At 40.0% G+C, this 12,597-nt stretch carries 13 protein-coding genes; all 13 read left to right on the forward strand.

Features of this window, described 5'->3' with window-relative positions:
* Positions 1 to 61: 61 nt before the first annotated feature.
* The 13 genes from rpoC to rplV all read left to right on the forward strand — a co-directional run bounded on the left by rpoC (position 62) and on the right by rplV (position 12,597).
* Entirely contained in the window at positions 62 to 3,688 is a 3,627-nt protein-coding gene (gene rpoC / locus T323_RS0111915; RefSeq protein ID WP_026673489.1) for a DNA-directed RNA polymerase subunit beta', read from the forward strand.
* 79 nt (positions 3,689 to 3,767) lie between these two features.
* Complete coding sequence (locus tag T323_RS0111920; protein ID WP_026673490.1) at positions 3,768 to 4,016, forward strand: 50S ribosomal protein L7ae-like protein; 249 nt, start codon at positions 3,768 to 3,770, stop codon at positions 4,014 to 4,016.
* A 117-nt stretch (positions 4,017 to 4,133) separates the two neighbouring features.
* Positions 4,134 to 4,553, forward strand: coding sequence for a 30S ribosomal protein S12 (gene rpsL / locus T323_RS0111925; protein WP_026673491.1), 420 nt, complete (start codon positions 4,134 to 4,136; stop codon positions 4,551 to 4,553).
* 61 nt (positions 4,554 to 4,614) lie between these two features.
* On the forward strand, positions 4,615 to 5,085 hold the full coding sequence (gene rpsG, locus T323_RS0111930; RefSeq protein WP_026673492.1) for a 30S ribosomal protein S7: 471 nt from the start codon (positions 4,615 to 4,617) through the stop codon (positions 5,083 to 5,085).
* A 52-nt stretch (positions 5,086 to 5,137) separates the two neighbouring features.
* On the forward strand, positions 5,138 to 7,216 hold the full coding sequence (gene fusA, locus T323_RS0111935) for an elongation factor G (RefSeq protein WP_026673493.1): 2,079 nt from the start codon (positions 5,138 to 5,140) through the stop codon (positions 7,214 to 7,216).
* Between the two features lie 123 nt (positions 7,217 to 7,339).
* Positions 7,340 to 8,530, forward strand: a complete 1,191-nt coding sequence (tuf, locus tag T323_RS0111940; RefSeq protein ID WP_026673494.1) for an elongation factor Tu — start codon at positions 7,340 to 7,342, stop codon at positions 8,528 to 8,530.
* Between the two features lie 530 nt (positions 8,531 to 9,060).
* Positions 9,061 to 9,369, forward strand: a complete 309-nt coding sequence (gene rpsJ / locus T323_RS0111945; RefSeq protein WP_026673495.1) for a 30S ribosomal protein S10 — start codon at positions 9,061 to 9,063, stop codon at positions 9,367 to 9,369.
* Positions 9,370 to 9,474: 105 nt separating this feature from the next.
* Positions 9,475 to 10,101, forward strand: coding sequence for a 50S ribosomal protein L3 (gene rplC / locus T323_RS0111950; protein ID WP_026673496.1), 627 nt, complete (start codon positions 9,475 to 9,477; stop codon positions 10,099 to 10,101).
* Between the two features lie 25 nt (positions 10,102 to 10,126).
* Entirely contained in the window at positions 10,127 to 10,750 is a 624-nt protein-coding gene (gene rplD, locus T323_RS0111955) for a 50S ribosomal protein L4 (RefSeq protein WP_026673497.1), read from the forward strand.
* Positions 10,750 to 11,040, forward strand: coding sequence for a 50S ribosomal protein L23 (rplW, locus tag T323_RS0111960; protein ID WP_026673498.1), 291 nt, complete (start codon positions 10,750 to 10,752; stop codon positions 11,038 to 11,040). The genes rplD and rplW overlap by 1 nt, the downstream gene beginning before the upstream one ends.
* A gap of 25 nt (positions 11,041 to 11,065) precedes the next feature.
* Positions 11,066 to 11,896 (forward strand): 50S ribosomal protein L2, encoded by an 831-nt coding sequence (gene rplB, locus T323_RS0111965; protein ID WP_026673499.1) that lies wholly within the window; start codon positions 11,066 to 11,068, stop codon positions 11,894 to 11,896.
* 57 nt (positions 11,897 to 11,953) lie between these two features.
* Positions 11,954 to 12,232 carry a 30S ribosomal protein S19 gene (gene rpsS, locus T323_RS0111970; protein WP_026673500.1) on the forward strand — a complete coding sequence of 93 codons (279 nt, stop codon included), beginning with the start codon at positions 11,954 to 11,956 and terminating at the stop codon, positions 12,230 to 12,232.
* Between the two features lie 23 nt (positions 12,233 to 12,255).
* Complete coding sequence (gene rplV / locus T323_RS0111975) at positions 12,256 to 12,597, forward strand: 50S ribosomal protein L22 (protein WP_026673501.1); 342 nt, start codon at positions 12,256 to 12,258, stop codon at positions 12,595 to 12,597.

Genomic DNA, 12,597 nt, shown 5'->3' on the forward strand with positions numbered 1-12,597 from the left:
TTGGCCAGCCCCAAAAAATAATTTGTCATTAGCACGCAAAGAGCAAAGGGAGGTTGGCCCCTTGATAGATGTTAATAATTTCGAATATATGAAAATTGGTTTGGCATCTCCAAACAAGATCCGTTCGTGGTCTAGAGGTGAGGTGAAAAAGCCAGAAACGATAAACTACCGTACATTAAAACCAGAAAAAGATGGTTTGTTTTGTGAACGTATTTTTGGACCTACAAAAGACTGGGAATGTCATTGTGGTAAATATAAACGTGTTCGCTATAAAGGCGTGGTTTGTGACCGTTGTGGTGTGGAAGTGACAAGAGCGAAAGTGCGTCGTGAACGAATGGGTCACATTGAATTAGCGGCACCTGTTTCGCATATTTGGTATTTTAAAGGAATCCCAAGCAGGATGGGTTTAGTGTTAGATATGTCTCCTCGTTCGTTAGAAGAAGTGATTTATTTTGCTTCTTATGTTGTAACAGAGCCTGGTGACACACCACTGGAAAAGAAACAATTATTATCTGAAAAAGAATATCGTACGTACCGTGATAAGTATGGCCGTTCATTTACAGCTCAAATGGGTGCAGAAGCTATTAAAAAATTACTTTCTGATATTGATTTGGATAAAGATGTAGACGGCCTGAAAGAAGAATTGTTGACTGCTCAAGGTCAACGACGTACACGTGCGATTAAACGATTAGAAGTATTAGAAGCATTCCGTCACTCAGGAAATGATCCAGCATGGATGATTTTAGAAGTATTACCTGTTATTCCACCTGAGCTTCGTCCGATGGTACAGTTGGATGGTGGACGATTTGCTACTTCTGACTTAAATGACTTATATCGTCGCGTTATTAACAGAAACAATCGTTTGAAACGTTTGTTAGATTTAGGCGCACCGAATATTATTGTTCAAAATGAAAAACGAATGTTACAAGAAGCGGTAGATGCCCTTATTGATAATGGAAGAAGAGGACGTCCAGTTACTGGTCCGGGTAACCGCCCGTTGAAATCTCTTTCTCATATGTTAAAAGGGAAGCAAGGTCGTTTCCGTCAAAATCTATTAGGGAAACGTGTTGACTATTCTGGTCGTTCCGTTATTGTTGTTGGTCCAAACCTGAAAATGTATCAATGTGGACTTCCAAAGGAAATGGCATTAGAACTATTTAAGCCATTTGTTATGAAAGAGCTTGTAAGCAAAGGACTCGCTCATAATATTAAAAGTGCGAAACGAAAAGTTGAACGAGTGCAACCTGAAGTATGGGATGTACTAGAGGAAGTAATTCGTGAGCATCCTGTTCTATTAAACCGTGCTCCAACGCTTCATAGACTTGGAATTCAGGCGTTTGAACCAACTCTTGTAGAAGGTCGCGCAATTAAGCTACATCCACTCGTTTGTACAGCTTACAACGCAGACTTTGATGGAGACCAAATGGCGGTTCACGTACCGTTATCAGCTGAAGCGCAAGCTGAAGCACGTATTCTAATGTTAGCGGCACAAAACATTCTAAACCCGAAAGATGGTAAGCCTGTTGTTACACCTTCCCAGGACATGGTGTTAGGAAACTATTACTTAACAATGGAACGTGAAGGAGCAAAAGGTGAGGGGACCATATTTAAAGATACAAATGAGGCATTAACAGCTTACCAAAATGGGTATGTCCATTTGCATAGTCGTATTGCTGTCCCTGTCAAATCATTAAATAAACCGACATTTACGGAAGAAGACAATAAAAAATTATTGTTAACGACCGTTGGAAAACTAATATTTAATGAAATCTTACCAGAGTCATTCCCGTATATTAATGAGCCGACCGACTCGAACTTAGAAGTTGCGTTAGATGAAAAGTATATGGTTCCAATGAACACAAATGTGAAAGAGCTTTTTGCTGAAAGAGAGAGAGTCTCACCATTTAAAAAAGGTTTCTTAGGAAACGTTATTGCTGAAGTATTTAAGACGTTTAAGATTACTGAAACGTCCAAAATGCTTGACCGTATGAAAGATTTAGGGTTTAAATTCTCGACAAAAGCAGGGATTACAATTGGTATTGCAGATATTGTTGTATTACCTGAGAAGAAAGTTGTACTAGATGAGGCTGAAGGAAAAGTGGAACGCGTTCTTAAACAATTCCGTCGTGGTTTAATTACGGAAGAAGAGCGTTATGACCGAGTCATCTCAATTTGGAGTGAAGCGAAAGATGTTATCCAGGCAAAATTAATGAAATCCCTTAATCATCTAAACCCAATCTTTATGATGAGTGACTCTGGTGCCCGTGGTAATGCATCTAACTTTACACAGCTTGCTGGTATGCGTGGACTTATGGCAAACCCGTCTGGTCGTATTATTGAGTTACCAATTAAATCGAGTTTCCGTGAAGGTTTAACTGTACTCGAGTACTTTATTTCAACGCATGGTGCTCGTAAAGGTCTTGCGGATACGGCGCTTAAAACAGCCGACTCAGGTTATTTAACTCGTCGTCTTGTTGATGTTGCTCAAGATGTAATTGTTCGTGAAGATGATTGTGGTACAGATAGAGGGCTTAAAGTTGCTGCGATTAAAGAAGGCACAGATGTTATTGAAAATTTATTTGACCGCCTTGTAGGTCGTGTTGCGTTCAAAACGGTACGTGATCCACAATCTGGTGATGTTATTGTAGGGAAAAACGAATTAATCGTGGAAGATCTAGCAAAACAAATCGTAGATGCTGGAATAGAAGATGTAACGATTCGTTCGGTGTTTACTTGTGATACACGCCATGGTGTTTGTAAAAAATGTTATGGCCGTAACCTTGCAACAGGTAGCGATGTTGAAGTGGGTGAAGCAGTTGGAATTATTGCTGCACAATCCATTGGTGAGCCAGGTACACAGCTTACAATGCGTACGTTCCATACTGGTGGAGTTGCCGGTGACGATATCACTCAAGGTTTACCTCGTATTCAAGAGTTGTTTGAGGCCCGTAATCCTAAAGGGCAAGCGGTCGTTTCAGAAATTGATGGTAAAGTTATTACTGTTAATGATGCTTCTGATAAGCGTGAAGTTGTCGTTCAAGGTGAGATGGAAACGAGAAATTATGCGATTCCATACGGTGCTCGGATTAAAGTTGCGGTTAATGATGAGGTAGCACCAGGTAAAGTTATTACAGAGGGTTCAATTGACCCGAAAGAATTGCTTGGAATAACTGGTATACAAGGAGTTCAAGAATATTTACTCCGCGAAGTTCAAAAAGTTTACCGTATGCAAGGGGTAGAAATTGGAGATAAACACGTAGAAGTAATGGTAAGACAAATGCTTCGAAAAATCCGTGTTATTGATGCAGGGGATACAGATGTGTTACCAGGTTCTCTTATTGATATCCATGTCTTTAATGATGAAAATAGAAAAGTTCTTCTTCGTGGAGAGCGTCCAGCGACAGGAAGACCGGTTCTTCTTGGGATTACAAAAGCATCTCTTGAAACAGAGTCGTTCTTATCCGCTGCTTCGTTCCAAGAAACAACACGCGTTCTCACAGATGCAGCGATTAAAGGCAAGAAAGATGAGTTGCTTGGTCTGAAGGAAAATGTTATTATCGGTAAGCTTGTACCAGCAGGAACAGGAATGAATCGTTACCGAAATTTAAATATTCTCTCTAAATACGATGATGAGGAAACAGCGCCTGAAGAGCTAGAAGCAATTGAAACGGCAGTGACACAAGATTAATTTTACTGTTGACATGAAATTGTCAGAGTGATATTATATCAAAGTGTGCCTGATAACCTAACACTTTGGAGGATGTTCAATGTCTTATGAAAAAGTGACACAGGCAGAAGACCTAGTTATAGGTACGAAGCAAACTTTGAAAGCTCTAGAAACTGGGAATGTGAAAGAATTAGTTATAGCCGAAGATGCGGACCGACGAGTAGTCATGAAGGTACGCACAGTGGCTCAAAGAAAATCCATTCCGATTATAACGGTAGATTCGATGAAGAAGCTTGGAAAAGCATGCGGCATCGATGTCGGAGCTTCAACTGTTGCCATAATAAAGTAAAAGTAAAAACGTTTTTGCCATCGTAGTGTCGACTACATGGCAAAAACTTTACTTTTGTACATTCTTGAACCACCAGGATCGGTGGTCTTGAAATTACGGAAGAAAGGAGGAAAAAACATGCCTACAATTAATCAGTTAATTCGTAAAGGTCGTGAAGCAAAAATCAAAAAGTCTGACTCTCCAGCTTTGAACAAAGGTTACAACAGTTTCAAAAAGGAACAGACTGATTTATCTTCACCGCAAAAGCGTGGCGTTTGTACTCGTGTTGGTACAATGACACCAAAAAAACCGAACTCAGCCCTTCGTAAATATGCTCGTGTACGTTTAACAAACGGAATCGAGGTAACTGCATATATTCCTGGAATTGGTCACAATTTACAGGAGCACAGTGTTGTTCTTATCCGAGGCGGACGTGTAAAAGACTTACCAGGGGTACGTTATCACATCGTTCGTGGTGCGCTTGATACTGCTGGTGTTCAAAACCGTATGCAAGGTCGTTCTAAATACGGTACGAAAAGACCGAAAGAGAAAAAGTAATGTGAACTTAAGTAATGGTTTACAAATCTTTAATGTTTAATCGTTGAAAGGAGGGGAAATAATGCCTCGTAAAGGACCTGTTGCTCGTAGAGATGTTTTACCTGATCCGTTATACAAATCAAAATTAGTTACTCGCTTAATCAACCGCATCATGGTTGATGGTAAAAAGGGTGCTGCAGAAAAGATTTTATATAATGCATTCGGTCTTGTTCAAGAACGTTCTGGAAATGACCCGATGGAAGTGTTTGACCAAGCGTTAAAAAACATTATGCCAGTTCTTGAAGTTAAAGCTCGTCGTGTTGGTGGTGCGAACTACCAAGTACCAATCGAAGTAAAGCCTGAGCGTCGTACAACACTAGGTCTTCGCTGGTTAGTAAACTATGCAAGACTTCGTGGAGAAAAGACGATGGAAGAGCGCTTAGCTAATGAGATTTTAGATGCAGCTAACAATACTGGTGCCGCTGTGAAAAAGCGTGAAGACACTCATAAAATGGCTGAAGCAAATAAAGCATTTGCTCATTACCGTTGGTAGGAGTCAATCTATTAAAAAAATCCAAAATTAGTTAAGGAAGGAGAAATACCCTATGGCAAGAGAATTCTCCTTAAAGAATACACGTAATATCGGTATCATGGCACATATTGATGCTGGTAAAACAACAACAACAGAACGTATTCTTTTCTATACTGGACGTATCCATAAAATCGGTGAAACTCATGAAGGTGCTTCTCAAATGGACTGGATGGCACAAGAGCAAGAGCGTGGAATTACAATTACTTCCGCTGCGACAACGGCTCAATGGAAAGGTCACCGTGTAAATATTATTGATACTCCTGGTCATGTGGACTTCACTGTAGAAGTAGAACGTTCTTTACGTGTATTAGACGGAGCAGTAGCAGTACTTGATGCACAATCTGGAGTAGAACCACAAACCGAAACGGTTTGGCGTCAAGCAACAACATATGGTGTACCTCGTGTTGTATTCATTAACAAAATGGATAAAACAGGTGCAGATTTCTTATATTCAGTAGGAACTCTTCATGACCGTCTAGGCGCTAATGCTCATCCTATCCAATTACCGATTGGAGCAGAAGATGACTTCAATGGAATTATTGATTTAATTGACATGGTTGCATACTTCTATGAAGATGATCTTGGTACTCGTACAGAAGCAAAAGAGATTCCAGAAGAATATAAAGAAAAAGCTCAAGAATTGCATGAAAAGCTTGTTGAAGCAGCTGCTGAGCTTGATGAAGAGTTAATGATGAAATACCTTGAAGGTGAAGAGTTAACGAAGGAAGAAATCAAAGGAGCTATCCGTAAAGGAACTTGTAATGTAGAGTTTTACCCAGTTCTTTGTGGTTCAGCTTTTAAAAACAAAGGTGTTCAATTAATGTTGGATGCAGTTTTAGATTACTTACCTTCACCTCTTGATGTACCTGCAATTAAAGGTACTCTACCAGAATCAGATGAAGAAACTACACGTGAGGCGACAGATGAAGGTCCATTCGCTGCGCTAGCGTTTAAAGTTATGACTGACCCTTATGTTGGTAAGTTAACGTTCTTCCGTGTGTATTCAGGTACAATCAATTCAGGTTCATATGTAGTGAATTCTACTAAAGGTAAACGTGAGCGTATTGGACGTATCCTACAAATGCACGCAAATAGCCGTGAGGAAATTTCAACAGTTTATGCTGGAGATATTGCGGCTGGCGTTGGTTTAAAAGATACAACAACAGGCGATACTCTATGTGATGAAAAGAACCAAGTTATCTTAGAGTCTATGGAATTCCCTGAGCCAGTTATCTCTTTATCTGTAGAACCAAAAACAAAATCTGACCAAGATAAGATGGGTATGGCACTTGCAAAATTAGCTGAAGAAGATCCTACTTTCAGAACTCACACTGATGAAGAAACAGGTCAAACGATTATTGCTGGTATGGGTGAACTTCACCTAGACATTATCGTAGACCGTATGAAGCGTGAATTTAAAGTAGAAGCTAATGTTGGTGCTCCGCAAGTATCTTACCGTGAAACGATCCGTAAAGGAGCTAAAGTTGAAGGTAAGTTCGTTCGTCAGTCTGGTGGACGTGGTCAGTATGGACATGTTTGGATTGAGTTTGAACCAAATGAAGAAGGAGCAGGTTTTGAATTCGAAAACAAAATTGTCGGTGGGGTTGTTCCTCGTGAATACATTCCAGCAGTACAATCTGGTATCGAAGAAGCTCTTCAAAATGGTATGATTGCAGGATTCCCTGTAATTGATATTAAAGCAACAATTTTTGATGGTTCTTACCATGATGTTGACTCAAATGAGATGGCGTTTAAAATTGCTGGTTCAATGGCATTGAAAAACGCAAAATCTCATTGTAGCCCAGTTCTTCTTGAGCCAATGATGAAAGTTGAAGTTGTTGTCCCAGAAGATTATATGGGTGATGTTATGGGTGATATTACATCTCGTCGTGGAAGAGTAGAAGGTATGGAAGCTCGCGGAAACGCTCAAACAATTAAAGCGATGGTACCATTAGCTGAAATGTTTGGTTATGCAACATCACTTCGTTCTCGTACACAAGGACGCGGTACGTATTCTATGTTCTTTGATCATTATGAAGAAGTACCGAAAAGTATTGCTGAAGAAATTGTTAAGAAACAAACTGGAGAATAATCTCTTGTAAAAGATTGTTTCTTGAAATATTTTGTTGTAAGCTAAGAAAGGTGAAAATCATTGGATATTGCACCTTTCTTATCCATAAAATTTTTGATTGCCAATTTAAGGAGGAAATGAGAAATGGGTAAAGAAAAATTTGATCGTTCGAAAACACATGCCAACATTGGTACTATCGGCCACGTTGACCATGGTAAAACAACTTTAACAGCTGCTATCACTACAGTGCTACATAAGCGCTCTGGTAAAGGTTCTGCGATGGCATATGACGCTATCGATGGTGCTCCAGAAGAGCGTGAGCGTGGAATTACAATCTCTACGGCACACGTAGAGTATGAAACTGACAATCGTCACTATGCACACGTTGACTGCCCAGGCCATGCTGACTATGTTAAAAACATGATCACTGGTGCTGCACAAATGGACGGAGGAATCCTAGTAGTATCTGCTGCTGATGGTCCAATGCCACAAACTCGTGAGCACATTCTTCTTTCTCGCCAAGTAGGTGTTCCTTACCTAGTTGTATTCTTAAACAAATGTGACATGGTAGATGACGAAGAGTTACTTGAATTAGTAGAAATGGAAGTTCGTGACTTGCTTTCTGAATATGACTTCCCTGGTGATGATGTACCAGTAATTCAAGGTTCTGCTCTTAAAGCTCTTGAAGGAGAAGCAGAGTGGGAAGAAAAAATCATCGAGCTTATGGCTGCTGTTGATGACTACATCCCAACACCAGAGCGTGACACTGACAAGCCTTTCATGATGCCTGTTGAGGATGTTTTCTCAATTACTGGTCGTGGAACGGTTGCTACAGGACGTGTTGAGCGTGGACAACTTAAAGTTGGTGATGAAATCGAAGTTATCGGTTTAACTGAAGAGCCAAGCAAAACAGTTGTAACTGGAGTTGAAATGTTCCGTAAACTTCTTGACTATGCTGAAGCTGGAGACAACATTGGTGCATTACTTCGTGGTGTATCTCGTGATGATATCCAACGTGGTCAAGTACTTGCTAAGCCAGGTACAATTACACCACATACAAACTTCAAAGCTGAAGTTTATGTATTATCTAAAGAAGAAGGTGGACGTCATACTCCATTCTTCACAAACTACCGTCCTCAGTTCTACTTCCGTACAACTGACGTAACTGGTATTTGTAACCTTCCTGAAGGTGTAGAAATGGTTATGCCTGGAGACAACATCGAGATGACTGTAGAACTAATCTCTCCAATCGCGATCGAAGAAGGAACTAAGTTCTCTATTCGTGAAGGTGGACGTACAGTTGGCGCTGGTGTTGTAGCATCTATCCAAAAATAATGTTTAAATATAGAAAGAGGCACCTAAGATGGTGCTTCTTTTTTTAAAAGATAAGAAAGATAAAAATTTTGGTGTAGCAGAGAAGCTTTGAAAGCTATTTCAAGAAGAGCGAAGGCTGCGCACCTGCGTGTTTCACCCCAAGAAGAACACTTGGGGTTCACTTTCAAAAGCGGGCAGGGCTCCGCACTTCGCTTGAAAGAAAAGACGCTCCGCGTTTTTCTTACATAATTAAAAATTTTTGTATTACAGTAAAGTTCTAAGTGTTTGATCTAGATATAATTGGAAAGAATAATTTATTGAAAAACAACTTGCAAATAGAGTATGTAATCTGTATAATAGTAAAAGTGTGATCGTGCAAGTATATTTTGCTTGCAACAGTTAGTTTATTTCATTATAATAAGACTGTTGGTCATTGACAGCAATGATGTGAAAGGTTGCTGACACACCCGGCCCCATTGCCATGGCGGGGTGTAAGGAAATTTTCACGGAGCATGTCTATTTTAAAAATGGACGATAAAGGAGGGGCTATAATGGCAAAACAAAAGATTCGCATTCGTTTAAAAGCTTATGATCACAGAATTCTTGATCAATCTGCAGAAAAGATCGTTGATACAGCTAAGCGCTCAGGTGCTAATGTATCCGGTCCAATTCCGCTTCCAACGGAGAAAAGTGTATACACAATCCTTCGTGCGGTGCATAAATATAAAGATTCTCGTGAACAGTTTGAAATGCGTACTCATAAGCGTTTGATTGACATTGTTAATCCAACACCACAAACGGTTGATGCGCTAATGCGTCTTGATTTACCATCTGGTGTCGATATCGAAATCAAACTTTAATAATAGTGTATGTCGATTAGTTAACATTTTTCATATAATTGAACGAAAACACATGATAAATAATGGCAAAAAAATATAATAATCATTTTGTAGGAGGTGTGACTGATGACCAAAGGAATCTTAGGAAAAAAACTAGGAATGACTCAAGTATTTGCAGAAAATGGTGATGTAATTCCTGTAACAGTAATTGAAGCTACTCCAAACGTAGTTCTTCAAAAGAAAACAGTTGAGTCTGATGGTTATGAAGCGATTCAATTAGGATTTGATGACCAAAAAGAATCTCGAATTACAAAGCCAGCGAAAGGCCATGCGGAAAAAGCAAGCACGGCACCTAAGCGCTTCATGAAAGAAATTCGTGGAACTGATGTTTCTACGTATGAAGTTGGTCAAGAAGTCAAAGTTGATGTATTTGCAGAAGGAGACGTTGTCGATGTAACTGGTACATCGAAAGGGAAGGGTTTCCAAGGTGCAATTAAGCGCCATAACCAATCTCGTGGACCAATGTCCCACGGTTCTCGTTACCACCGTCGTCCAGGTTCAATGGGTCCTGTAGCGCCAAACCGCGTATTTAAAGGAAAAGCATTGCCGGGTCGTATGGGTGGAGAGCAAATTACGATTCAAAATCTTGAAATTGTAAAAGTAGACACAGAGCGTAATCTTTTATTAGTAAAAGGTAATATTCCTGGTGCTAGAAAAAGTTATGTAACTGTGAAAAGTTCAGTTAAAAACTAACGTCTAACAGAAAGGAGGATACATCATGCCGAAAGTTGCATTATATAACCAATCAGGTTCTCAAGTTGGTGATATAGAATTATCTGATTCAGTATTTGGTATTGAGCCAAATGAACATGTATTACATGAAGCTGTCGTTATGCAGCAAGCTTCTATGCGTCAAGGAACTCATAAAGTGAAAGGACGTTCGGAAGTACGTGGTGGTGGACGTAAGCCATGGCGTCAAAAAGGTACAGGACGTGCTCGTCAAGGTACTATCCGCGCTCCACAATGGGTTGGTGGTGGAGTTGTTTTCGGTCCAACACCTCGTAAATACGGTTATAACTTACCGAAAAAAGTTCGTCGTTTAGCGATTAAATCTGCTCTTTCTAGCAAAGTGAAAGCTGAAGAAATCGTAGTGTTAGATGCTTTAGCATTTGATGCACCAAAAACAAAAGAAATGGTTTCTGTACTTACGAATCTTTCAGTAGACCGTAAAGCACTAGTTGTTACAGCAGATTATAACGAATCAGTTGCATTATCTGCACGAAATATTCCTGGTGTATCTTTTGTTACGGCTGAAGGTGTGAATGTACTTGATGTACTTAAACATGATAAGCTTGTCATCACAAAAGATGCAGTTGAAAAGATAGGGGAGGTGTTTGCATAATGTCAAACGCTCGTGATATCATTAAGCGCCCCGTAATTACTGAACGTTCAACAGATTTAATGGCTGAGAAAAAGTATACATTTGAAGTTGATGTTCGTGCGAATAAAACACAAATTAAAGACGCAGTAGAAGAAATCTTTGGAGTAAAAGTCCAACAAGTAAACACAATGAACTACAAAGGTAAGTTCAAGCGCTTTGGACGTCATTCTGGTTATACTGCTCGTCGTAAAAAAGCTATCGTTACATTAACACCAGAAAGCACAGAATTAGAGTTCTTTGAAGGTGTATAAGTTTTAATGAAGGGAGGAAATAAAAATGGCGATTAAAAAGTACAAACCGACCAGTGCTGGTCGTCGTGGAATGTCGGTATTAGATTTTAAAGAGATTACGACAGACACGCCGGAAAAATCGTTGCTTGCACCATTACACAAAAAAGGTGGACGTAACAACCAAGGGAAGTTAACTGTTCGTCACCAAGGTGGTGGACACAAACGTCAATATCGTATTGTTGATTTTAAACGTACTAAAGATGGTATTCCAGGCCGCGTTGCTACTATTGAATACGATCCGAACCGTACAGCTAATATTGCGTTAATTCACTATGTTGATGGAGAAAAACGTTATATTTTAGCACCAAAAGGTCTTAAAGTTGATATGATGGTTGAGTCTGGTCCTGACGCAGATATTAAAGTAGGTAATGCATTGCCACTTAAAAATATCCCAGTTGGTACTGTTATCCACAATATCGAATTAAAACCTGGTAAAGGTGGTCAGCTTGTTCGTTCAGCTGGTACAGAAGCTCAACTTCTTGGTAAAGAGGGAGATTATGTATTAGTTCGATTGAATTCAGGTGAAACACGCTACATTTTGGCGACTTGCCGTGCTACAATCGGTCAAGTTGGTAATTTAGAACATGAACTTGTTAACATCGGTAAAGCTGGTCGTTCTCGTTGGTTAGGTAAACGTCCGACTGTTCGTGGTTCAGTTATGAACCCTAACGATCACCCACACGGTGGTGGTGAAGGTCGTTCTCCAATTGGTCGTAAATCTCCGATGTCTCCATGGGGCAAACCAACTCTTGGATACAAAACGAGAAAGAAAAACAAGCATTCTGATAAGTATATCGTTCGTCGTCGTAAAAAATAACGGGGTTGCTCTACGGTTCACTCGAACCGTGGGCCAATCGCGAAGGGAGGTTTATTCATGGGTCGCAGCTTAAAGAAAGGACCTTTTGTCGATGATCACTTGATGAAGAAAGTCGAAGTAATGAATGAAAAAGATGAAAAAAGAGTGATTAAGACATGGTCACGTCGTTCTACAATTTTCCCAGAATTTATTGGGCACACAATTGCGGTTTATGATGGTCGTAAGCATGTACCAGTGTATATTTCAGAAGACATGGTAGGTCACAAGCTTGGTGAATTCGCACCAACTCGTACTTACAAAGGGCATGCTGCTGACGATAAGAAAACAAGACGCTAAGTTAAGAGGGGAGGTCAAAACCTATGCAAGCTAAAGCTGTAGCTAAACAAGTGCGCATTGCTCCTCGTAAAGTTCGTTTAGTCGTCGACTTAATTCGAGGCAAGCAAGTGGGCGAAGCTGTTGCAATTCTTCGTCACACACCTAAAGCAGCATCTCCAGTAGTGGAGAAGTTATTAAACTCTGCAATCGCAAATGCAGAACATAATTATGAAATGGAACCTAATAACCTATATATCAGTGAAGTTTTTGTTGATGAAGGTGTAACGTTAAAAAGATTCCGTCCGCGTGCAATGGGCCGTGCAAGCCGCATTAACAAACGCACAAGTCATATTACATTAGTTGTTTCAGAAAAAAAGGAGGGGTAA

Origin of the sequence: Alkalihalobacillus bogoriensis ATCC BAA-922 (assembly GCF_000621445.1) — a bacterium.
In the GTDB taxonomy this organism is placed as follows: domain Bacteria; phylum Bacillota; class Bacilli; order Bacillales; family Bacillaceae_F; genus Bacillus_AO; species Bacillus_AO bogoriense.

Bases quoted from the DNA above. Each gene is read 5' to 3' on its own strand.
- rplV (WP_026673501.1), top strand. From the start codon at position 12,256: ATGCAAGCTAAAGCTGTAGCTAAACAAGTGCGCATTGCTCCTCGTAAA.
- rpsL (WP_026673491.1), top strand. From the start codon at position 4,134: ATGCCTACAATTAATCAGTTAATTCGTAAAGGTCGTGAAGCAAAAATC.
- tuf (WP_026673494.1), top strand. From the start codon at position 7,340: ATGGGTAAAGAAAAATTTGATCGTTCGAAAACACATGCCAACATTGGT.
- rpsG (WP_026673492.1), top strand. From the start codon at position 4,615: ATGCCTCGTAAAGGACCTGTTGCTCGTAGAGATGTTTTACCTGATCCG.
- rplB (WP_026673499.1), top strand. From the start codon at position 11,066: ATGGCGATTAAAAAGTACAAACCGACCAGTGCTGGTCGTCGTGGAATG.
- rplD (WP_026673497.1), top strand. From the start codon at position 10,127: ATGCCGAAAGTTGCATTATATAACCAATCAGGTTCTCAAGTTGGTGAT.
- T323_RS0111920 (WP_026673490.1), top strand. From the start codon at position 3,768: ATGTCTTATGAAAAAGTGACACAGGCAGAAGACCTAGTTATAGGTACG.
- fusA (WP_026673493.1), top strand. From the start codon at position 5,138: ATGGCAAGAGAATTCTCCTTAAAGAATACACGTAATATCGGTATCATG.
- rpsS (WP_026673500.1), top strand. From the start codon at position 11,954: ATGGGTCGCAGCTTAAAGAAAGGACCTTTTGTCGATGATCACTTGATG.
- rpsJ (WP_026673495.1), top strand. From the start codon at position 9,061: ATGGCAAAACAAAAGATTCGCATTCGTTTAAAAGCTTATGATCACAGA.
- rplC (WP_026673496.1), top strand. From the start codon at position 9,475: ATGACCAAAGGAATCTTAGGAAAAAAACTAGGAATGACTCAAGTATTT.
- rplW (WP_026673498.1), top strand. From the start codon at position 10,750: ATGTCAAACGCTCGTGATATCATTAAGCGCCCCGTAATTACTGAACGT.